Origin of the sequence: Paraburkholderia sp. OAS925, from assembly GCF_040543975.1 — a bacterium.
In the GTDB taxonomy this organism is placed as follows: Bacteria; Pseudomonadota; Gammaproteobacteria; order Burkholderiales; family Burkholderiaceae; genus Paraburkholderia; species Paraburkholderia graminis.
In genome coordinates this window covers 1440407-1462407 of record NZ_JBEUNO010000001.1, presented here as the reverse complement: position 1 = coordinate 1462407, position 22001 = coordinate 1440407, and the positions used below count along the sequence as shown (strand labels likewise).

The 22001-nt window shown below is 62.9% G+C and carries 19 protein-coding genes, 1 tRNA gene and 1 pseudogene; 9 read left to right on the top strand and 12 right to left on the bottom strand.

Features of this window, described 5'->3' with window-relative positions; translation table 11 throughout:
- Window positions 1-55: 55 nt before the first annotated feature.
- A complete protein-coding gene (locus tag ABIE53_RS06350; RefSeq protein WP_006048481.1) occupies window positions 56-235 on the top strand; it encodes a hypothetical protein in 180 nt (59 codons plus the stop codon).
- Between the two features lie 66 nt (window positions 236-301).
- On the opposite strand, the gene ABIE53_RS06345 is transcribed toward ABIE53_RS06350, so the two are convergent.
- A complete protein-coding gene (locus tag ABIE53_RS06345) occupies window positions 302-451 on the bottom strand; it encodes a hypothetical protein (protein ID WP_165919805.1) in 150 nt (49 codons plus the stop codon).
- Window positions 452-1229: 778 nt separating this feature from the next.
- On the opposite strand from ABIE53_RS06345, the gene ABIE53_RS06340 reads away from it, so the two are divergent.
- The 6 genes from ABIE53_RS06340 to ABIE53_RS06315 all read left to right on the top strand — a co-directional run bounded on the left by ABIE53_RS06340 (window position 1230) and on the right by ABIE53_RS06315 (window position 9666).
- Window positions 1230-2702, top strand: coding sequence for a chloride channel protein (locus tag ABIE53_RS06340; protein WP_107707186.1), 1473 nt, complete (start codon window positions 1230-1232; stop codon window positions 2700-2702).
- Window positions 2703-3230: 528 nt separating this feature from the next.
- The gene (locus ABIE53_RS06335; protein ID WP_029971898.1) at window positions 3231-3779 is read left to right on the top strand and encodes a fimbrial protein; all 549 of its coding nucleotides are present in this window, start codon (window positions 3231-3233) and stop codon (window positions 3777-3779) included.
- Between the two features lie 258 nt (window positions 3780-4037).
- A complete protein-coding gene (locus tag ABIE53_RS06330; RefSeq protein ID WP_374710146.1) occupies window positions 4038-4748 on the top strand; it encodes a fimbria/pilus periplasmic chaperone in 711 nt (236 codons plus the stop codon).
- 341 nt (window positions 4749-5089) lie between these two features.
- Window positions 5090-7795: a fimbria/pilus outer membrane usher protein gene (locus tag ABIE53_RS06325; RefSeq protein ID WP_258196083.1), complete on the top strand. Its 2706-nt coding sequence runs from the start codon at window positions 5090-5092 to the stop codon at window positions 7793-7795.
- Between the two features lie 144 nt (window positions 7796-7939).
- Entirely contained in the window at window positions 7940-8971 is a 1032-nt protein-coding gene (locus ABIE53_RS06320; RefSeq protein ID WP_207909681.1) for a fimbrial protein, read from the top strand.
- 158 nt (window positions 8972-9129) lie between these two features.
- Window positions 9130-9666 carry a fimbrial protein gene (locus tag ABIE53_RS06315; RefSeq protein ID WP_216649247.1) on the top strand — a complete coding sequence of 179 codons (537 nt, stop codon included), beginning with the start codon at window positions 9130-9132 and terminating at the stop codon, window positions 9664-9666.
- A gap of 125 nt (window positions 9667-9791) precedes the next feature.
- Here the strand turns inward: ABIE53_RS06315 and minE are convergent, their stop codons facing one another.
- From minE to ABIE53_RS06265, 10 genes are all read right to left on the bottom strand, one after another.
- Window positions 9792-10046, bottom strand: coding sequence for a cell division topological specificity factor MinE (minE, locus tag ABIE53_RS06310; protein WP_006048489.1), 255 nt, complete (start codon window positions 10044-10046; stop codon window positions 9792-9794).
- A 14-nt stretch (window positions 10047-10060) separates the two neighbouring features.
- Window positions 10061-10876 (bottom strand): septum site-determining protein MinD, encoded by an 816-nt coding sequence (minD, locus tag ABIE53_RS06305; RefSeq protein WP_006048490.1) that lies wholly within the window; start codon window positions 10874-10876, stop codon window positions 10061-10063.
- A gap of 114 nt (window positions 10877-10990) precedes the next feature.
- Complete coding sequence (minC, locus tag ABIE53_RS06300; protein WP_006048491.1) at window positions 10991-11845, bottom strand: septum site-determining protein MinC; 855 nt, start codon at window positions 11843-11845, stop codon at window positions 10991-10993.
- 271 nt (window positions 11846-12116) lie between these two features.
- Window positions 12117-12650, bottom strand: coding sequence for a GNAT family N-acetyltransferase (locus ABIE53_RS06295; RefSeq protein WP_006048492.1), 534 nt, complete (start codon window positions 12648-12650; stop codon window positions 12117-12119).
- Between the two features lie 184 nt (window positions 12651-12834).
- A complete protein-coding gene (gene map / locus ABIE53_RS06290) occupies window positions 12835-13620 on the bottom strand; it encodes a type I methionyl aminopeptidase (RefSeq protein ID WP_029971892.1) in 786 nt (261 codons plus the stop codon).
- A gap of 210 nt (window positions 13621-13830) precedes the next feature.
- On the bottom strand, window positions 13831-14247 hold the full coding sequence (locus ABIE53_RS06285; protein ID WP_107707190.1) for a DUF4279 domain-containing protein: 417 nt from the start codon (window positions 14245-14247) through the stop codon (window positions 13831-13833).
- A gap of 10 nt (window positions 14248-14257) precedes the next feature.
- Entirely contained in the window at window positions 14258-15049 is a 792-nt protein-coding gene (locus ABIE53_RS06280) for a hypothetical protein (protein WP_310075809.1), read from the bottom strand.
- 204 nt (window positions 15050-15253) lie between these two features.
- Window positions 15254-15343 (bottom strand) — tRNA-Ser (locus tag ABIE53_RS06275).
- Between the two features lie 161 nt (window positions 15344-15504).
- A complete protein-coding gene (gene serS, locus ABIE53_RS06270; RefSeq protein WP_029971890.1) occupies window positions 15505-16800 on the bottom strand; it encodes a serine--tRNA ligase in 1296 nt (431 codons plus the stop codon).
- Window positions 16801-16868: 68 nt separating this feature from the next.
- The gene (locus ABIE53_RS06265; RefSeq protein WP_107707357.1) at window positions 16869-18182 is read right to left on the bottom strand and encodes a replication-associated recombination protein A; all 1314 of its coding nucleotides are present in this window, start codon (window positions 18180-18182) and stop codon (window positions 16869-16871) included.
- A 242-nt stretch (window positions 18183-18424) separates the two neighbouring features.
- On the opposite strand from ABIE53_RS06265, the gene cytX reads away from it, so the two are divergent.
- Entirely contained in the window at window positions 18425-19741 is a 1317-nt protein-coding gene (gene cytX, locus ABIE53_RS06260) for a putative hydroxymethylpyrimidine transporter CytX (RefSeq protein ID WP_107707193.1), read from the top strand.
- A gap of 93 nt (window positions 19742-19834) precedes the next feature.
- Here the strand turns inward: cytX and speB are convergent.
- A pseudogene (gene speB / locus ABIE53_RS06255) lies at window positions 19835-20828 on the bottom strand (agmatinase).
- Window positions 20829-21010: 182 nt separating this feature from the next.
- Between speB and ABIE53_RS06250 the strand changes: the two are divergent.
- Window positions 21011-21922, top strand: a complete 912-nt coding sequence (locus tag ABIE53_RS06250; RefSeq protein WP_006048498.1) for a LysR family transcriptional regulator — start codon at window positions 21011-21013, stop codon at window positions 21920-21922.
- Window positions 21923-22001 lie beyond the last annotated feature (79 nt).

Here is a 22001-nt window from a genome sequence, read left to right as displayed (position 1 = left end):
TTTGACTTGCCTATACTCGAATTCAAATAACTCCATCGCAAGCAGGGAGGCCCGCATGAATTTCCATCTTCACAATGCGGATGTCGTGATGATCATCGCGCTCGCGCTTCTGTGTTCGTTGCTGCTCGCGCTGCGCTTCAAGCCGGCCAGTTGGAAAGGCATTGTCGTCGAGGCGCTGGCGGCGAACGCGGCTGCCATTACGGCCGTGCTCGCGTTCGAAATGCTAATTGCCTGACGGTCCGCCGCGCTCTTGCCTGAGGGTGCTTCGCGACGGGCCGCCCGTTGAGTCGGCTCAACTGTCTTAGCGGTAGTAATAGCCGTGATGGTGGTAATAGCCGCCACCGCCACCACCACCGCCGTAGTAATAGCCCGGCGCCGGAGCGACGATGCAGCCGCCCAGCATGCTTGCGAGCACGGTGCCGGCGATCAGGGTGAGGATCAAGCGTTTCATGTCGTTCTCCGTCGAATCAGATTATTCGAGCTCAAGCCCCGAATGACTCGATTGAACACGACGCGCGCCTGCTTGAACGTTGCCAGTTGTAAGGGAAGATCACGCCGGTGTTACAGGTTCGCCGACGCCGGCGGGCTTTGCGAAGCGCTTTCCACCAAGCGCCGACATTCTCGAAACAACCGACGAAAACACCGCCTATACTGACTTGCATGTGCCAAGCGCCGACGCCGCCTTGCAGGCGTTGCGCCGCGGCGTGGCAAAGATGAGAGCGAGCCCGCCGCCACACGGCTGGCAACCGGCCCATGTGGGCGCATTGGTGGCACAAACCGGCACGAACCGGCGCGAGCCCCACGCGCAACCGGCGTGACGGCCAACGAAAAGCGACAGATTTAACAACCGTGTAATGCGGCAACACGGCGTGTAATCCGCATCCTCTTCGCCCGACGTTCCCCGACGCGGGCGTTTCAGGGCGTCACGTGACAGGGCCGGTTCGCATAGGCACTCTGCGCGTGACGCCCTTTTCTTTTGAGCAAACGATTGCGCGGCCAAAGCCAACCGCGCTCAAGCCGCCGCCGAGCCCTGCTGTGCGGCGAGAGTCTGCGTTGGCCGCGAATGGAATAGTCTTTGCTGAACCGGGGAAAGGCCGTCCAGCGGATTAACAACGGCGTCCTGCAGCGCTCGCCTTACAACATGCCTTTTCACTCTATTTCAGCAGGCTTTCATACGTTTTAGAGCCATCCGCGGGCTTTATACTTTCCCCTTTGCTTCCCAGATACTCATGCCACGAGCGCAACCTTTTCTTTCTTCCGGGATTCTGCGTCGAGGCAAGCGCCTTTGGCGTCAATACGGCATTTTCTGGCTCGGCGCGATCGCGGTCGGATTCGTCGCGGTGCTTTACGCGCGGCTGATCGACTGGGGTTATGACGAATTCCGCGCGGTGCAGCGCGAGCATGTGTGGGCGCCGCTCATCATCACGCCCGCCGTGGCCGCGCTCGCCGTGTGGCTGACGCGCAAGTTTTTCCGCGGCGCCGAGGGTAGCGGCATCCCGCAGGTGATCGCCACGCTTCATGCGAAGCCCGGCGAATATGGCGCGCGGCTGCTGTCGTTTCGCATCCTGCTCGGCAAGATCGCCGTGTCGTTTCTGGCGATTCTCGGCGGCTTCACGATCGGCCGCGAAGGTCCGACGGTGCAAGTGGGCGCGGCGCTCATGTTCAATCTGCGCAGGCTTTATCCGCGCTCGAATGCGCTGATCGAGCGGCAACTGGTGCTGGCCGGCGCGGCAGCGGGTTTGTCGGCGGCTTTCAACACGCCGCTTGCGGGCATCGTGTTCGCCATCGAGGAACTGACGCGCAGTTTCGAAGCGCGCGCGAGCGGCGTGCTGATTACGGCGATCATCATCGCCGGCGTGATCGCGCTCGGCCTGAACGGCAACTACACGTACTTCGGCACGATTCAGATCGGCGCGCACTTTCCGAATCTGCTCGCGCTCGCGGTGCTGCTGACGGCCATCGTCACCGGCATTGCGGGCGGCGTGTTCGGCTGGCTGCTGCTGAACACCGCGCGCTGGATTCCCGCGCCGCTGCGCCGGCTGCACGGCGAGCGGCCCGTCGTGTTTGCGGCGTTGTGCGGCCTGGTAATAGCGGTGGTCGGCATCGTGTCGGGCGGCACCACGTTCGGCAGCGGCTACGCGGAAGCGCGCGGCCTGCTCGACGGACATGAACAGCTCTCCGTGTTCTATCCGTTTCTCAAGATGATCTCGATGGTCGGCTCGTACCTGCCCGGCATCCCGGGCGGGATCTTCGCGCCGTCGCTGTCGATCGGCGCGGGCTTCGGCAATCTGCTGCACATGGTGTTCGGCTCGATGCAACTGCCGATGCTGATCGCGCTTGCGATGGTCGGCTATCTCGCGGCCGTCACGCAATCGCCGATCACGTCGTTTGTCATCGTGATGGAGATGATCAACGGTCACGCGCTCGTGATTTCGCTGATGGCGACCGCGCTGATCGCGAGCCGCGTGTCGCGCATGTTCGCCCCAGCGCTTTACGAAGCGCTCTCCGAGCGCTATCTGGCGCCGCTGCCACGTCCGGCGCCCGCTCCGGTGCCGGAAGTGCCGGAAGTCGATGCGCCGGAGGCGGCGGAGGCGAGCGCTGCTGAATCTTCCGGTGAGGCGCCGGGGAATGCGCCGGCTGATGTGTCGGCTGATGCGTCGACTAATGCACCCAGTGAGGCGCCCGGCAAACACACCCACTAAAGACGGCTCGGCCACGAATCGTCGGTAAGCGGCGTTCGCGCGTCGCTTCATTCGCGACGCGCGTCGACATGCGCGCCGCCAGAAAATCCTGTCACGCCACGCAAAGACCGACGACCCGATCGGCCCCCCGCACCACGCGTCTGCCGCCAGGAATTCAGCGATCCCGAGATTGACGCCACCGCCGCGCCCTACCACCTTCGCGCAATCTCCATCTTGATCCAGAGCAACCAAAGTCTGTCGCCAGCTAACAAGCTGACGTCGCGTCCTCACGTCCGCTCGTCAGAAACACGACCCCTTAGACGCCCGCTTGCAAGTTTGCAAACTATGCACTGACTTTTAGGACTGGTCCGATAAATCAGTCTACCTAATTACTTAATAATCTGTCCGCCCTTACGGGAAGCTTAGCGACTCAACCTCGGGATTCGGCAGCCAAGACCGAAAAATCGCCGGCGCCGGCGCGTGTTCCGGTTCGGTGCGCTATGTGTCGTTCATCAACCTACCTCGGTCAACACCCTGGAGTACATCTCAATGAAAAAAATCGCATTCCCCCTGATCGTCGCGGCAATGGGTCTCGTTGCTTCAGCAGCGCACGCTGCACCTGCCAGCAACGGCGGCGTCCTGACCATCACCGGCCAGTTGACGGCGAACACCTGCACGGTGAGCGGCAATGGTCAGGGCAACAACTTCGCGGTCACGCTGCCGACGCTGTCTGCCGCGACGCTGTCCGCCGCGGGTTCGACGGCAGGCTCGACGGGTTTTAACATCGCTCTGAGCGCCTGCACGCCGTCGACGGGCACCGTCCACACGTTCTGGGAATACGGCGCGAACACGCTGGCCGACGGCAACCTGCGCAACAACGGCACCGCCGCGAACGTGGAAGTGCAACTGGTCGACTACAACGGCACGCAAAAGGTCCTCGACGTCAGCAAGGCCGACGGCGCGCAGAACGCACAAACCGCCACGATCACGGGCGGCAGCGCAAACCTGCAATATGCGGCGCAATACGTGTCCCCGGCCGGCGGCGCCACCGCTGGCAGCGTGACGACCAATGTCACGTACTCGATGATCTATCAGTAATCAACATGCTCTGAACGACAACTTCGCGTTACGTCGTTTTTTAGTATGACTAAGCACATGCGGCGTTATCCGCGCCGCGTGTCGCTACAGCCGATGAGGCCTGTATGCGATTGCTTATCTGTCCTTTCAGGCATTGACTCGCTGTGGGAGCGCCGATGTCCTGGCGCGCGGCGCCGCGCAATCTTCGCGGCGCCATTTCACCGAAGTCCGTTTTTCAGGTTGAGCGTTATGAATATCCGCAAACTCCTTGGCAGCGCAATGACCGCTAGCGTGCTCGCACTGGGCGCACTGCTGCCCTTCTCGGCGCATGCTTCTGTCGTCATTGCCGGTACGCGTGTCGTCTATAACGCGACGGACAGCGAAGTCACGCTGAAGCTCTCGAATGTCGGTAAGTCCCCCGCCCTTGCGCAGGTGTGGCTCGACAAGGGCGACCCGAAAGTCGACCCGAGCAAACTCGACCTCCCGTTCGTGCTGACGCCGCCGCTGGCTCGCATCGATCCGGACAAGTCGCAGACCCTCCGCATTGCCTATACCGGTGAAGCGATGCCTAGCGACCGCGAAACCCTTCTGTGGTTCAACTTGCTGGAAGTCCCACCCAAGCCCGCAGCGGCAGAGGTTGGAGCGAACTATGTGCAGCTCGCGTTCCGTTCGCGCCTGAAATTCTTCTTCCGGCCGGCCGGCCTGCAAGGCAAGGCCGACGACGCACCGGCCAAGCTCGTATGGCGCCTCGGCACGCATGACGGCAAGCCGGCCCTGCTGGTCTCGAATCCCACGCCGTTTCACGTCACGATCATCGAGGCCCTCGTCGGCGAAGGCCCGAATCCGGCGAAGTTCGACGAAGGCGGCATGGTCGATCCTGGCGGCGAGCTTGCACTGCCGCTGTCGGCTACCCCTGCTGCCGGCAAGGTCTCATTCACGACGCTCAACGACTACGGCGGTCCCATGAAACACGAGGCGACGCTGCAATAAAGCCGTGGCCTGCCAGAGCGCGGGTGAAACGGATCGACGCTGCGAAGGAATCCGAACTTTCGTCAGCCGGACGGGGTGCGTCGGGTCGAAATGACCCTGGCGCGCAAACAGGATCAATTGTCGCGGTCAGCGGGTGCGTGCCGATGTGTTGACAGTCGGCCGGGCGCCCTGTTGCCCGCGATTCCGGCACCACCATGAACAATAGCAATTCGAAATCCAGTTCCCGGCGCGCTCAGGCCGAGCCGTTATCCTTGAGCCGGGCTAGCATGGCCGTTCTGCTGGCATTCACCGCCGCACGCGCGCATGCCGATGGCCTGTCAATCGGAAAGACCCCTCCGTCGATGGCGTCCCTGCTTCCCGCGGAAGCCGGGCGCACGCCGCAATCGCTGCCCGACCCCACGATGACTCCCGCGCCGGACTCCGCGGATGCCGCAGCGAGCGCCGTGAACGTCGCGCAAGCCGGGGCATCGTCGGACATGCAGGCGGGCCGTCACCCCGCTTCGCCCGATAGCCAGGCCGTCAACACCGCGCATGCGGCGATGGCCTCGCGGCTCGCGCCCAGCGAGATCACCGCTTCCACTTCCACTTCCGCCGCCGCGCCCCAGACCGTCGAGTTCAACTCGCAGTTCCTGACCGGCAGCGGCGCGGCGAACGTCGATATTTCGCGGTTCGACCAGGGCAACGTCGCCTTGCCGGGACACTACCGGGCGGCGCTCTATGTGAACGGCGTCTGGATTGGCGTAGCGGATGTTAACCTGCGTGAACTGAACGGCCAGAAGCGCAACGTCCAGCCGACGTTCGACCGCGACCTGCTTACGCGCGCGGGCGTGGACCTGACGCGTCTCACCGACGCTGCACGCGCGAAGCTCGACAGCGCAGCGAATCAAGGCGCCGCGGCGCTGCTGCCGGACCTCATCCCGCAAGCGACGGCGAGTTTCGACGCGGGCGAGCAGCGCCTCGACGTGACCATTCCGCAGGCCATGATGAGCCGCAACGCACGCGGCTGGGTCGACCCCAAGTTCTGGGACGACGGCGTGCCGGCCGCGACGCTTCAGTACAACGCCAACCTGTATCACACGAACGGCAGCGGCCTGTCGACCACGCAGGGCTACCTCGGCATCAACGCGGGCGTGAACGTCGGCGCGTGGCGCTTCCGCTATAACGGCAACGTCACGAGCGGCAACATGTCGGGCACGCATCTGCAAAGCATGCAGACGTACCTGCAACGCTCGTTCGAACCCATCAAGAGCCAGTTGACGATCGGCGATTCGTACACCGACGGTACGATCTTCGACAGCTTCGGTGTGCGCGGCGTCCAGCTCACCACCGACGACCGCATGTATCCCGAGTCGCAGCGCGGCTATGCGCCGACTGTGCGCGGCATCGCGAACAGCAATGCGAAGGTCGAGGTCAAGCAGAACGGCAACATCATCTACACGACCACGGTCGCGCCGGGGCCGTTCGAGATCAACGATCTTTATCCCACTGGCTATGGCGGCGACCTCCAGGTCGTCGTGACGGAAGCCGATGGCAGCCAGCATGCGTCGGCAGTTCCGTATGCGGCGCCGGTGAACGCGCTGCGCGAGGGTCGCTGGCGCTATAGCACGGCGCTCGGACAGTACCGCAACACGAGTCTGCGGAACCATCCGGTTGTGTTCGAGGCCGGTGTGCAGCATGGCCTGAACAATTTCGTCACGTTGTATGGCGGGACGATCGTCGCGGAGAATTACGTCTCCGGCGCGATTGGTGCGGCACTGGATACGCCGATCGGCGCGTTCGCGGCCGACCTGACCCAGGCCAACTCGAACTTCAGGAACATTCCGGGCCGCAACGGACAAAGTTTGCGGATTTCGTATTCGCGCGTCATCGCGCCTACGGACACGAGCGTCACGCTCGCCGCTTATCGCTACTCGACCAACGGCTTCCTGAGCGTGCAGGACGCGATGAATCTGCGCGACCTGGCGCTGCGCGGCATCCCCAATACGAACGGCGGCATCCAGAAAGGACGGCTTCAGCTCACGCTGAACCAGAACCTGAAGTCCTGGGGCTCCATCTACGCTTCCGGCTTCACGCAGAACTACTGGAACAAGCCGAATCGCGATACGTCGTTCCAGGTTGGCTACAACACGAACGTCGGGCGGGTGGGCGTGGGCGTGTCGGCGTCGCGGGAACTCGACATCAACACCACGCGCTGGAACAACCGCGTGATGCTGAACCTCAACATTCCGCTCGACATCGGTTCGAAAGTCGCCAACACGACGACGAGCTTCGCCCACGACTCGCGCGACAACAGCAATCAGATTCAGGAAGCGTTCACGGGCGCAGCCGGCGTCGACAACGAGTTCAATTATGGCGTCTCGACGGGCTACGACTCGGCGAGCGGCAACGGCGGCAGCATCAACGCGAATGCGGGCTATCTGAGCCGGTACACGCAGGTGCGCGGCAACGCCGGCTATTCAGGCGGCTACACCCAGGCCGGCGCAGGACTCTCCGGCACGATCGTCGCCTATCCGGGCGGCGTGGTGCTCTCGCCGCAGACGGGCGACACACTCGCGGTCATCGAAGCGAAGGACGCCGTGGGCGCGCGGGTCGCCACCGCGCCAGGTGTGCGCGTCGATGACAACGGACTCGCTGTCGTGGCCGGCATGCAGCCGTACTCGCTGAACACGGTCGAGATCGACACCAAGGGCCTGCCGATGGGCGTCGATCTGAAGAGCACCGAACAGCACTTCGCGCCGACAGCGGGTGCCGTCGTGCGCGTGAAGTTCGACACCGAGAATCGCGGCCAGGCGACGTTGCTGCGCCTCAGCCGCCCGAATGGCGATCCGGTGCCGTTCGGCGCCGACGTGCTTGACGACAAGGGCAGCAACGTCGGCACCGTTACGCAGGGTAGCCGCGCGATGTTCTACACGAAGGCAGTGACGGGCGAGTTGCTCGTCAAGTGGGGCCAGGGCGTTGGGCAGTCGTGCAAGATCAGCTACGGACTGCCCGTCGCGCAGAAAGACAAGCCGGCGGCAACGGTGTTCTCGGACGCGAGCTGCAATTGAACGAACGCGAACAATCGACGGCCTGGCGAAAGCCCGCTCGGAGCGATGACAGTGTCATCGCGACCGACGCGGCTTGCCATTGAGCGACCATAGACAAGGTATTGTATGAACGCTTTTAAGAGATTCCTTTCCCGATCCAGACGCTTGCATCTGACGATGTCGTGTCTGATGGGACTTCTGTGCGGCGCAGTAACGCCGCTGGCCCACGCCGATAGTTGTTCAGGAGGCGGGCAGACTATCACCCTGCCATTCCCGTCCACTCTGACCGCACCCAGGGATGCCGTGGTCGGCGCCGTCATCTCGCCGTGGGTGTCCACGCCGTGGCAAACCTTCTCGTGCAGTTCGACGAAGATCCAGGCCGCTACCTTTATTACGGCGTCGTTGCTGATGTCGTCGAACACCGGTTATTCGGTGTCGTACTCTGGTTACACATTTCCGGTGTATGCCACCAACTATCCGGGCATTGGCATTGCGGTCGGTTGGCAGGACATGCAGGGAGGATCCGTTGTAACCAACGACGGGCCCATCAACCCAAGCGTAAATAACGGCTATGGCTACAACGGCAGTACATCGGTGCGAGGCCTGATATACGCCGCCTTCGTCAAGACCGGCCCGATCAGCGGGGGAACGCTCGCCGGGCAATCGGTCGGGCAACTGACACCGGGTACGTGGTCCTACGTGACGACGCCTCCGACTAATGTGTCGGTTATGTACTCTCAGTCTGACACGGCCGTATTCCCGACGCTTAACGTGGTGAACGCCTCGTGCACCACCCCGGACGTCTCCATACCGCTCGGCACGTTTCCCACGACAGGCTTCACTGCGATCGGCCGAACGACCACTACCGCCAACTTCAGCATCAGTCTGAACAACTGCCCCGCCGGCATGAATTCGATCAAATACCGGATCGATCCGACGACGACCGTGCTGAACAGTTCGCAGTCGGTGGTGGCGCTCGACAGCACTTCGTCGGCCACAGGCGTCGGCGTGCAACTGCTCAACAGCGCCGGCTCGGCCGCGTTCCCGCTCAGCAGTCTGCAGACGTTCAGCGGCTATAGCTCGAGCACGGGCGGCAGCTATACGATTCCGCTGGCCGCACGTTACTACCAGACGAGCGCCACGGTCACGCCTGGTCCGGCCAATACGTCAATGACCGTGACCATGCAATATCAGTGATTCCGCAGGCAGACAGGCGCGGCAACGCCGACGCAACGAACCGGACCTATGCAACGGTCCGGCTCATTGCACGTTTTGCAGCGACTCGACGCCCCGCAGGGCCGCATTTGCCAAACGACGCAGCGGCCCCTTCCATCCTCAAATTGAACAACCCGACCATGCGAAAGATTTTGATGCTCCTGGCCGCTTCCGCCGTGATCGCCGCGATGGGCGCGGGGTCCGCCGGGTCCGCCCTCGCGGCGGACGCGAACCTGAACTTCACCGGTCTGATCACGCAGCCGTCCTGCACCGTGGATAGCTCGACGGCCAATCAGACCATCAGTCTGGGCAGCGCGCCGATCATGAATTTTCCGGCGATCGGAAGCACCGGCAACCCGACCGCATTCAGTCTGAACCTGCTGAATTGCTCGCCGGGCACGGCGGTGACGATGTCGGTGGCGGGAACGATAGATACGGTTGCGAGCGTGTTGCAGAACACCGGTACTGCCACGCAGGTGGGCGTGCAGATTCTGAAGGCGGCCACTGTGGGCGCGACGACGGGCACGCCCGTCACGCTCAACAGTACGAGTTCGCTCGGCACGGTCGACAACACCAATACGATGACCGTTCCGTTCGTCGCGCAGTTCTACCGGCTCGGTACTTTGACGGCCGGCTCGGTGACGACAACCGCAACGGTCAACTTCACGTACAACTGATCGGCTGGGGTCAGTCGATCAGGTCGATCAGATGGATCAGCAGACGCCGCATCGACCGGCGCCGCTCTGCCTTGTGAATATCGGCCGGATGGCGCGCGAGCCGCGCGCCAGTTCCTGCGAGCCCGTCAGGTCTGCGGGATCTCGATCTTGACCTCGAGCACCTCGAGGTCGTCCTGACGCTCGAGGCTCACGCGGATGTCGTCATCCGAGATCCTCACGTACTTCGAAATCACGGCCACCAGTTCGCGTTGCAACGCAGGCAGATAATCGGCGGGAGCATGACCGCCGGCGCGCTCGTGCGCGATGATCAACTGCAGGCGTTCCTTCGCTACCGACGCGGATTTCTTCTTCTCGCCCAGCAAAAACGAAAGAATCGACATAACGTGCGCTCCCCTTACTTGGTGCCGAAGAGGCGCTGCAGCAGCCCGGGCTTCTGGTAATCGGTAAAGCGAAGCGATTTCTGCTCGCCGAGAAAACGCGATACGACGTCTTTGTAGGCTTCCGCCACGTCGGTGCCGTCGAGGTGCACGGCCGGCAGGCCCTGGTTCGACGCGTGCAGCACCGCTTCCGATTCCGGAATCACGCCGATCAGGTCAATACGCAAGATTTCCTGGATGTCCGTCAACGACAGCATCTCGCCTTCGCTCACACGCTTCGGGTTGTAGCGCGTGATGAGGAGATGCTCCTTGATCGGCTCCTTGCCTTCAATTGCACGCTTGGTTTTCGACGACAGAATGCCGAGGATGCGGTCCGAGTCACGCACCGACGACACTTCCGGGTTCGTCACGATCAGCGCTTCGTCGGCGAAATGCATGGCGAGCAGCGCGCCCGATTCGATACCGGCCGGCGAGTCGCACACGATGAATTCGAAGTCCATCGCGATCAGATCGTTGATGACCTTCTCGACGCCTTCCATGGTCAGCGCGTCTTTGTCACGCGTCTGCGAAGCCGGCAGGATGAACAGGTTCTCGCACTTCTTGTCCTTGATCAGCGCCTGGTTCAGATTCGCTTCGCCCTGAATCACGTTGATCAGGTCGTACACGACGCGGCGCTCGCAGCCCATGATGAGATCGAGATTGCGCAGGCCGACGTCGAAGTCGATCACGGCGGTCTTGCTGCCCCGCAACGCGAGGGCCGATGCAAAACTCGCGCTCGTGGTCGTCTTGCCCACGCCACCCTTGCCCGATGTCACCACAATGATTTTTGCCATTACCCTTACCTTGTGTTCGTCAAATTCGTCAAATTATGTGCGGCCATATTTCGAGCAGAACGCCGCGCGCCGCAAAGCTCCAGGACGGCGCGATTCACAGCGTGCTTTCCGCGCTCAAGTGAGCCGCAATGGTTCGATCATCAACTTTTCTTCTTCGAGCCAGATCTGCACCGGTTTGCCGAGTACATCGGCCGGCAGCGGGTTCTCGGTCGTTCGATAGATGCCCGCGATCGAGATCAGTTCCGGTTCGAGACACGTACAGAAAATGCGCGCGTCGTGGTTGCCCTGCACGCCGGCGAGCGCGCGGCCGCGCAACGGCGCATAGATATGGATATTGCCTTCCGCGATGACTTCCGCGCCGTAGCTGACCAGCCCGAGCACGACGAGATCGCCCTTTGCGTAGATGCGCTGGCCGGAACGCAGCGGCTTTTCGACCACCATCGTTTGCGAAGACGTGGCAAGACGCACCGGCTCGGCGGCGGGCGCAGGTTCGAGCGATGCGCTTGCCGTCGCGCCCGATGCTGCGTTCGTGGCTGCCGTGCTTGCTGCGCTTGCTGCGTTTACCGTGCTTGCTGCGCCGTTCGCGGCTTCGCCCGAATCCGCCGTGGACGTGCTCGCCGATTCTTCGTCAGCGGGCTTCGCGGCCGCGCCGCGGCGGTCGCGCGCTTCGAGGAGCGGCAACGCCGATTCCGTCGCCCACGACTGCTGCGTGTCAGCGACCACGCCGACCGGACGCATGCGCACGCTGTCGAGCAGTTGCGCGATCTCGGCGAGCGGCACGCGCTCGTTCTCCGCGAGACGGCGCACGTCGATCGCGACGACGTCGTTAGCGAAAAATTCGGGGGTCGCCTCGAAGCGCCGGGTCAGCTCGGCACGCATGGCATCGAGGTCGGTTGTCTTGACCACAAAGAGGAGCGTGTCGACGGAACCGCTGCGGAGTTCGAAAAAGGGCGATTTCTTGGGCGACATAGCGTTCGGCAAAAAATTTTGCGTATTTTACAGGCGTCCACGCGTGCGGCGAGATTTTTTGCCCGCGCGCGCGGCGATATGCGCGTGTTGTGCATGTTGCGCGAGCAGGAACGATCACGCCGCGCCGCGCAAGAACGGGCGAGGCAGGACATCTGTGGAGATACGGCTGCGGATGCGAGCAGGGAAGCAACAGAAACGCGCAACGGAAACGCACAACAGAACCGCGCAAGAGATCCGGAACGGGCGGCAAACTGCTGCGCCGCTCGGCGGATCACGAGTCAACTGCGGGTGACGTGGACGGCACGTGGCGAACCAGCAGGCTTTCGACCTGTTCCGGCGCGCGCGTGACGCGCCGATGTTCGCCGGTCGGTCCGAAACCGAGCGCTTCGTAAAAGCGCATGGCGGTGCGATTCGAATCGGCGACCCATGCGTAGATTTCGGCGGCGCCTTCGTTGGCGAGCCAGCCGCTAGCGGTGTCGACCAGCAACTCTCCGCCACGCAGATGACGAACCGCCGGCGCCACCCACAACTCGCAAACGAATGCGCGGCGCTCGGGGGTCTCTTCGAAATGCGCTTCGATGAGTCCCGCCGGATGACCCTCGGTATAGAGAATAAAAGTGCTGACGGTAAGAGAAACCGCGTGCTTCGCGGCGATGACGTCAAAGCTGGCGGCGTCCGCGGACAAGGCGTCCTCTAGCGTCGCGCCGAAGGCATAAGGCGCCTCTCGCAGCGACGCAGTACGGAGTTCGCGAAAAACAGCGCCCTGATCAGCGGCGATACGGCGAACGGTCAATGACGGACTCATGCAGACGAAAACCCCTTGAAGCCTTAAGGCGTAGCTTTAACCGAACCGGCGCGCGAGTCAAATCATTCTTTGCCGGGGGATCTTATCGCGTGAGCCGGTTCTGGCAAAGCGCGCATCGAGTTCTCAGCATTTGCCGCGCCCGGTGTCTCTGAGCTCGGCCCACTCGCGATGGAAGCGTTTCGGGCTAAGGCGCCTCGTAGCTGCCGGTGCCGTCCGGCCAGGGCGTGAGGAGTTCGTAGCCGTCGTCGGTGACGGCGATCATGTGTTCCCATTGCGCCGACAGCGAGCGGTCTTTCGTGACCACCGTCCAGCCATCGCGCAAGACGGTGGTGCCGGCGCGGCCTGCGTTGATCATCGGCTCGATCGTGAAGACCATGCCGGGCTTCAGACGCACGCCCTGCCCCGGCTGACCGTAATGCAGAACCTGCGGGTCCTCGTGATAGACCTTGCCGATGCCGTGGCCGCAATAGTCGCGCACGATCGAAAAGCCGTCGCGCTGCGCGACCTTCTGAATCGCATGGCCGATGTCGCCGAGCGTCGCGCCCGGCTTCACTTCGCGGATGCCCGCGAGCATCGCTTCATACGTCGTGTCGATCAGTTGACGCGCGACCGTGCTTGGCTCGCCGACGCAATACATGCGGCTCGTGTCGCCGAAGTAGCCGTCCTTGATGATCGCGACGTCGATGTTGATGATGTCGCCGTCCTTGAGCACTTCGTTGCGGCTCGGAATGCCGTGGCAGACAACCTGATTGACCGATGTGCACACCGTCTTCGGAAAACCCAGATAGCCGACGTTCGCCGGAATCGACTTTTGCGTATTGACGATGTAGTCGTTGCACAGTGCGTCCAGCTCGTCGGTGGAGACACCGGCCTTCACGTGCTCGCCGATCATGGCCAGCACGTCGGCCGCGAGGCGGCCTGAAATACGCAGCCTGGCGATGTCTTCGGGAGTCTTGTAGGTAATGGCCATGAATTCGGTCGATGGGTTCGAAGGTAGGTCGATATTCAATCGAACGGCCAATTGTACAGAGGATCGCGGAGGGGTCGGGGGAATGGGGGTGCGGGGGGGATGGCGTGCCCATCGCGCACGTTTGTGTAATTCAACTTTTCTGTTTTTTGCTGGCCACGGAAGCAAGGAGAAAGGTAGGCTGGAGCCACGCCCGAACTTCCCACTTCGCCCCTAGCGATATTCGTCGATCTCGATGGTCCCGCCCATCATTTCCATCATTGCGCGAATGTCATCCGCCACGTCCGGCATGCGGTGATCGGTCTCGTTTTTCCAGTAGCAGAAAAAGCGCATTTTTGCGCCGACGCGCTCGACCATCTCGCGAAGATCGGCTCGCGGAAGCGCCAGCTGCTCGATCAGGTAGCGCAAATGAGGTTCGAGCAAATCGCTCTGAATAACGGCTTTGCTTCGCACGCTCCATACGCCGGTCCGTCCGGGCGCGCTGCTGATACGGCCGGCCGGGGTTATGAATGGCTCGTTCTTAGTGACGGCAATATCGGGGTCGACGCCAAAATAACGGGTCCAAACGTGAGGCGTTACCTCGTCGCCGTAAATCGAAAACGACGCATGTGCCAGTTGACGGGATTTCATATCGACGTTCTCAATAGTCGTGCATGTTACCGATGACCTTGCCCTTGAACTCGATCTTGCCGTCGTCGTGCCAGATAACGTTATCGGCCCCGCCGAGCCCAAGACCGTCTTTCATATCGTGGATCATGTCGCCGAACGTATCCCGGTCATAACCGAGCATTTTGGCTGCATAGTCCGGATTAGTTGTCCTGGCCGCTAGCTCATCGACGTCACCGCTCACCGCATCGGGGGTGTAGTCAAACAGCTGCGCATCGCCAAACGGCGTAACAGTTCCGGCGACATCGCCTGCCTGGTCGGCGAGTGACGACGAGGCCACATTGGGCACACGGGCTGCCCTTGCGTTGACCCTGTCCACCATATCGTTGTACCAGTCGATATAGTCGGTCGCAGCGTCGTACGACATGCCCTGCCCGGTCATCAACGACTCGCGGAAGGTGGGCAGCTTTTGCGCTCGGGGCGCGGTACTGTAGCTCGCGCCGGCCGTGCGCGACTGCTCGGCAACCAGTACAACGCTCTCTCCGCGGATCATGGATTGCAACGTCTGTACGACCTCAAGGTCGGCGCCCTGCGTCGACAAGCGCTGATGCCAATAGAAGTTCTGTCCCAGGAACGAACGCACACGCCGTACAAGCGCAGGATCGCGAGCCCATATATCGGCGTACGCGCGTTGCGCAAACTTCTTGCCTTCCTCGACCGCTTGCTTCTGCTCGGCGGTAACGAAGATGCGCCCACTTTCGTAGGCGTCCCTCTTGTACATCATCCACCGCTGCTGCGAATCAGTTTTGAGTTCAGTGCCGTCCATTGCCCGTTCTTGTCGCCTGTGACCGCGTGACGCTAACAGATGGCTGCGGTTCTATGTTTTTGGGATGTGGCAAAAAGGCCGGGGTGATGTGGAAGCCGTCGAGTCTTCCCGCGGTGCGGCACGTACACAAACCGGAGAAGCGTTGACAACCAGCCAGAAAACAAAAAACCCGCAAGCCTTTCAGCTTGCGGGTTTTTCTAAATCTGGCGGAAAGGGTGAGATTCGAACTCACGGTACCCCTAAAGGTACACCGGATTTCGAGTCCGGCGCATTCGACCACTCTGCCACCTTTCCGGGTTTTCTAACTAGCCGCTGCCGTATGACGCTGGCGCGGTTTTGTCAGATCCAAGCGGGTCGCTGCTTGGGAGAGAAAGATTATAGAACAGTGAATCTGGATTTCCAAGTCCCTCGCCGAAAAAATTTCAGAGGGACGTACGTGAATCGTACAACACGACTCAAGCGGCCGGCACTTCCAGCCGCTCCACACCGCCGAGGTACGGGCGCAGTGCAGCCGGCACCGTCACCGAGCCGTCGGCGTTCTGGAAATTCTCCAGCACCGCCACGAGCGTGCGGCCGACCGCGAGCCCCGAGCCGTTCAACGTATGCACGAGTTCCGGCTTGCCTTGCGCGTTCCGATAACGCGCCTGCATCCGGCGAGCCTGGAACGACTCGGTGTTCGAGCAGCTCGAGATCTCGCGATAGGTGTTTTGCGCCGGCAGCCACACCTCGAGGTCGTAAGTCTTGGTGGCCGAAAAGCCCATGTCGCCGGTGCACAACGTGATCACGCGATACGGCAGCTCGAGCTTCTGCAGAATCGTCTCCGCGTGGCCGACCATCTGTTCCAGCGCGTCATAAGACGTTTCCGGCGCCACGATCTGCACCATCTCCACCTTGTCGAACTGATGCTGGCGGATCATGCCGCGCGTATCGCGCCCATACGAGCCCGCTTCCGAACGGAAGCACGGCGAATGCGCAGTCAGCTTGATCGGCAGCGCATTACCTTCGACGATGCTGTCGCGCACCGTGTTCGTCAGCGAAATTTCCGACGTCGAAATCAGATATTGCGTGACCGTGTTTTCGCCGCCGCCCTTCTCGACGCGGAACATGTCGTCCGCGAATTTGGGCAACTGCCCGGTGCCGTACAGAATCTCCGGATTCACGATGTACGGCGTGTAAATCTCCGTATAACCGTGCTGCTGCGTATGCGTGTCGATCATGAACTGCGCAAGCGCGCGATGCAGCCGCGCTATCTGCCCACGCAGCATCGTGAAGCGCGCGCCCGAGAGCTTCGCCCCGGTCTCGAAATCGAGGCCGAGCGGCGCGCCCACATCCACGTGATCCTTCACTTCGAAATCGAACTGACGCGGCGTGCCCCAGCGGCGCACTTCGACGTTCTCCGCCTCGTCGCGGCCAACGGGCACGCTCTCATGCGGAAGATTCGGCACGCCGAGCAGAAGATCCGACAGGCGCTTCTGAATGTCGTCCAGCTTTGCCGCCGACGCCTTCATCTCGTCGCCGATGCCGCCGACTTCCGCCATCACCGCCGACGTGTCCTCGCCCCGCCCTTTCATCGCGCCGATCTGCTTGGACAGGCTGTTGCGGCGCGCCTGCATTTCTTCGGTGCGGGTCTGGGTATCGCGGCGTTCCGCTTCGAGCGCGGTGAACGCCGCGACGTCGAGGCTATAGCCGCGGTCGGCGAGGCGTTTCGCGACGCCGTCGAGGTCTTTGCGCAGCAACTGGATGTCGAGCATGGGATGGGGCGGGTATTCGTTGTATGAAGGTGGGATTTTAGCGCACCGGCGCGCCGCGCCGGAGACTCTCAGCCCTTCTTCGGCTTGTTCTCGCTGCGCCATTGCGCGTCGAGTTCGGCAAGACGCGCCATCTTGTCGCCGATCTTGCCTTCCAGACCGCGCGGCGTCGGCGTGTACCAGTGCGGATCGCGCATGTTCTCGGGCAGATAGGTCTCTCCGGCCGCATAGGCATCCGGCTCGTCGTGCGCGTAGCGATACTCGTGGCCGTAGCCGAGTTCCTTCATCAGCTTGGTCGGCGCATTGCGCAGATGCACGGGCACGCCGCGCGACTTGTCCTTGCTGACGAAGCGCCGCGCCTCGTTATACGCGTTGTAGCCCGCATTCGACTTCGGCGCGACCGCCAGATAGATGATGGCCTGCGCAAGCGCAAGCTCGCCCTCGGGCGTGCCCAGGCGCTCGTAGGTTTCGGCGGCGTCGAGCGCGATGCGCGCGGCGCGCGGGTCGGCGAGACCGATGTCCTCCCACGCCATGCGCACGATGCGCCGCGCCAGATAACGCGGGTCCGCGCCGCCGTCGAGCATCCGGCAGAACCAGTAGAGCGCGCCGTCCGGACTGCTGCCGCGCACCGACTTATGCAGCGCGCTGATCTGGTCGTAAAACGCGTCGCCGCCCTTGTCGAAGCGGCGCAAATTTTCGGCGAGCGCGCTGCCGAGCAACGCGCCGTCAATCTCCGTCGTCTTCTGCTGCGCAGCGGCGCGCGCGACGATTTCCAGGTTGTTCAACAGCTTGCGGCCGTCGCCGTCGGCGGAACCGATCAGCGCGTTGCGCGCTTCGTCGGTGAACGTGAGGCCGCCGAGTTCGCGCTGCGCCCGCTCGAGCAGTTCGCGCAACTCGTCCTCGTCGAGACTCTTGAGCACATAGACCGCGGCGCGCGACAGCAACGCGCTGTTCACCTCGAACGAGGGATTCTCCGTCGTCGCGCCGACAAACACGAACAGCCCCGACTCGACATGCGGCAAGAACGCGTCTTGCTGACTCTTGTTAAAGCGATGCACCTCGTCGACGAACACCAGCGTCTGGTGCCCGTTCGCGCGATGAATCTGCGCCGTCTCGACCGCCTCGCGAATGTCCTTCACGCCCGAGAGCACCGCCGACAGCGCGATGAACTGCGCGTGAAACGCGTCCGCCATGAGCCGCGCAAGCGTGGTCTTGCCGACGCCCGGCGGGCCCCAGAGGATCATCGAATGCGCCTCGCCGGATTCGAACGCGACCCGCAGCGGCTTGTTCGGACCGAGCAGATGCTTCTGACCGATCACTTCGTCGATATTGCGAGGCCGCAGGCGTTCGGCGAGCGGGACATTGGCACGGGTTTCTTCGAACATGACGTTTTGGGGATAATCTCGGCTTTTCCGGACGCGGTTCGCGCGACGGTATCTGCGATGGTCGGAAGGCGGCGTGCTGCCGGACAAGCGCAAAGCCTGCACGAGAAACGCGCGGGCAACGTCCTGCATTATGACAGTGACGGAGCGTCGGCGAGCGCGGCGTGTCGTCTACCGAATGCGAACACGAGCGCGAACGCGCAGGCAAACCAAAGCAACAGACACACACTCACGGACAACACCCGATGGCACAAGACCCGCTCACCGGCGACGCCGGTTCCACCTACGCACCGCTCACGCCGGTGCCCGACGCGCGCCGCGCATTCCGCACCGGCGACGCCTTCGCGCTCTGGTTCTCGCTCGGCATCGGCCTGCTGGTCGCGCAAGCCGGCGCGCTGCTCGTGCCGGGCTTGTCGCTGCCGCACGCGCTCCTGGCGATTGTGATCGGCAGCGCGATCGGCGTGGTGCTCCTCGCGCTCGCGGGCGTGATCGGCACGGACACGGGGCTCGCCGCGATGTCGTCGCTGCGTCCGACGCTCGGTGTGCGCGGCGCGTCGGTGCCCGCGGTGCTGAACGCGGTGCAACTGGTCGGCTGGGGCGCGTTCGAAGTGATCGTGATGCGCGATTCCGCCGACGCCCTCGCGAAGCAGGCGTTCGGCTTCTCGATGCCGCTCGTCTGGACCGTCGTGTTCGGCTTGCTCGCGACGCTGCTTGCGATCAGCGGGCCGCTGTCGTTCGTGCGGCGCTTTTTGCGCACGTGGGGCATCTGGCTGCTGCTCGCGGGCGCGGCGTGGCTCACATGGAATCTGCTCGCTCAGCACGACTTGAGCGCGATGATGCGCCGCCCCGGCACGGGCGAAATGCCGTTCGGCGGCGCCATCGATCTGGTGGTCGCGATGCCGCTCTCATGGCTGCCGCTGATCGCCGATTACACGCGCTTTGGCCGCCGCGCCGGCGACACGTTTCGCGGCACGCTGCTCGGCTACGGCATCGCGAACATATGGTTCTATGCGCTGGGCGCGATCTACGGTCTCGCCGCGGGCGGCGGCGATGCGCTGCTCACAAGCGCACTCGCGCAAGCCGGCGGCGGCCTCGCGCTCTTGCTGATCCTGATCGACGAAGTGGACAACGCATTCGCCGACATTCATTCGGCAGCCGTGTCGACCGGTACGTTCTGGGCGCGCGGCAGCGTGCCGATGCTCTCGGCGGCGTTCGGCGCGCTCTGCACGTTGATCGCGCTGCTCGTGCCGATGGCGAAATACCAGAACTTCCTGTTGCTGATCGGCTCGGTGTTCGCGCCGCTCTTCGGCGTGGTGCTGGTCGATCACTTCATCGTGCGCAAGCGCCGGATTGAAGCCGCCGTGCTCGCCGACGTGCGCGGCCGCTACGGCTTTTCGGGCGGCTGGCATCTGAGCGCGTTCATCGCGTGGGCGATCGGCATTGCCTCCTATCAGGCGATCAATCAGTGGCTGCCGAACCTTGGCGCGACGTTGCCCTCGCTGGTGATCGGCGCGGCGTGTTATCTCGCGTTCGTGTCGACGCGCAAGACTGCTTACGCGTAAGCGCTCGCTGCACTTCTAAATGCAGAAAAGGCCCACAAATGCAGGCCTTTTCGTTGCTGACGGCGCGCCGCAAGAGCTACGTGGCGAACGGATTCACCGAGCCGCGGCAGTCCGGTATTCGACGCCCGGCAGCACGCACAGCAACTCGAACGCGAGGTTCGCGCCGAGCAGCGCCGTGGTGCCGAACGGATCATACGGCGGCGCCACCTCCACAAGATCGCAACCGACGATATTCAGGCCGTGTGCGCCGCGAATGATTTCGAGCGCCTGCGGCACCGTCAGCCCCGCGATTTCAGGCGTGCCGGTGCCGGGTGCAAAGGCCGGATCGATCCCGTCGATGTCGAACGTGATGTACACCGGACCATCGCCCATGCGTTCGCGCACGCGCGCCATCAGCGGCGCAAGCGACTGGTTCCAGCACGCTTCCGCCTGCACGACCTCGAAGCCCTGATCGCGGCACCAGTCGAAATCTTCCGCCGCGTAACCGGTGCCGCGCAGACCGATCTGCACGACACGCTCGCAATCGAGCAGGCCCTCTTCGACCGCGCGGCGAAACGGCGTGCCGTGCGCGATTTTCTCGCCCATCATCGTGTCGTTGACGTCGGCGTGAGCATCGACGTGAATCAGCCCGACCTTGCCGTGCTTGCGATGGATCGCGCGCAAGGATCGGCAACGCGATCGTGTGATCGCCGCCGAGCGTGATCGGCTTGCAATCGTGCTGAAGGATCTCGTCGTAGGCGGTTTCGATCCGCGCGATCGAGTCGTGCAGGTTGTACGGATTGATCGCGACGTCGCCGAGATCGGCGACTCGCAGCGAATCGAACGGCGCGGCGCGCGTCGCCATGTTGTACGGGCGCAGCAGCACGGATTCGCTGCGGATCTGGCGCGGCCCGAAACGCGCGCCCGTGCGGTTGGACGTGCCGAGATCGAACGGCACGCCGACGAAGCAGGCGTCGAATCCCGCCGCCGAGCCGACGTTCGGCAGGCGCATCATTGTCGCGATTCCGCCGCAGCGCGGCATCGCATTGCCGGACAGCGGCTGCGGCCGCTCGCCGGCTTCGGGAGAAATGAAGGAGGAAGTATTCATCGTGGCTCGGCAATGAAAAGTCCCGGCGGGCGGGAATCGGCGAAACCGGCACGGAACAGGTGTCTGGCAAGCGGCCAGAAGCTATTCAAGCCGGGCGAACTTACATTCTTGAGCAGTTCGGGTGAACGTCCAATAGCTGCTCAAAAACCTTCGCATTGATCCCGAGCGATGTATCCTGACGCATGTTCTCCCAACTCACCGACCTCGACCTGCGGCTCATCCGCGTCTTTCTCGCGATCGTCGATGCGGGCGGCGTCTCGCCGGCGCAAGCCACGCTCAACGTCGGTCAGTCGACCATCAGCACGCAACTGGCCACGCTCGAAACGCGCCTCGGCTACCGGCTATGCGAACGCGGCCGCAGCGGCTTTCGCCTGAGCGCGCGCGGCGCGCAATTCGTCGATGCCGCTCGCGCGCTGCTCGATGCCGTCGACAGCTTCGGCATGCAGGCGCGCAACGTCGGCCGCAAGCTGGTCGGCACGCTCGACATCGGCATGATCGGGCACACGCCGGTATCGGCCAGCGCGCGCATCAGCGAGGCGATTGGCCGCTTTCGTTCGCGCGATCAGTCGGTGCGGTTTTCGATTCTCGTGCGCTCGCCTGGCGAACTCGAAGAGTTGCTGCTCAACGGGCGAATTCAGATCGGCATCGGCTATTTCTGGCATCGCGTGCCGTCGCTCGAATACACCGAAGTGTTCGCTGAAGACCAGTTCGCCTACTGCGCAAAAGAGCATCCGCTCTTTGCTCGCGCGGGTGAAGTCACGCCCGCGCAGGCCGCCGCGCATGAATGGGCGTGGCGCAGCTATCCGTTGCCGGAGGCTGAAAGTTCGACGGCCGGGCGCAACGTCACCGCCGTCGCCGACAACATGGAAGCGGTCGCGATGCTCGTGCTCTCGGGGCATCACCTCGGCTATTTACCGGGACATTTCGCGGCGCCGTTCGTCGAACAAGGGCTGCTCGCCGCGCTGAATCCGGCCGTCATGCGCTATCGCGTCGCGTTTCATATGGTCACGCGCGCACGGCAGCATCGAACGGATATTGTCGAAGCGTTTCTCGAGGACATGAAGGCCGCGCATGCAATCGAAGCCGAGAAATAGCGCGGCCCGTTTTGCATCGGCGATAAAAAAGCCGCGCATTCAGCGCGGCTTTCTTCGTCAACATTGAACGTGCAGCTTG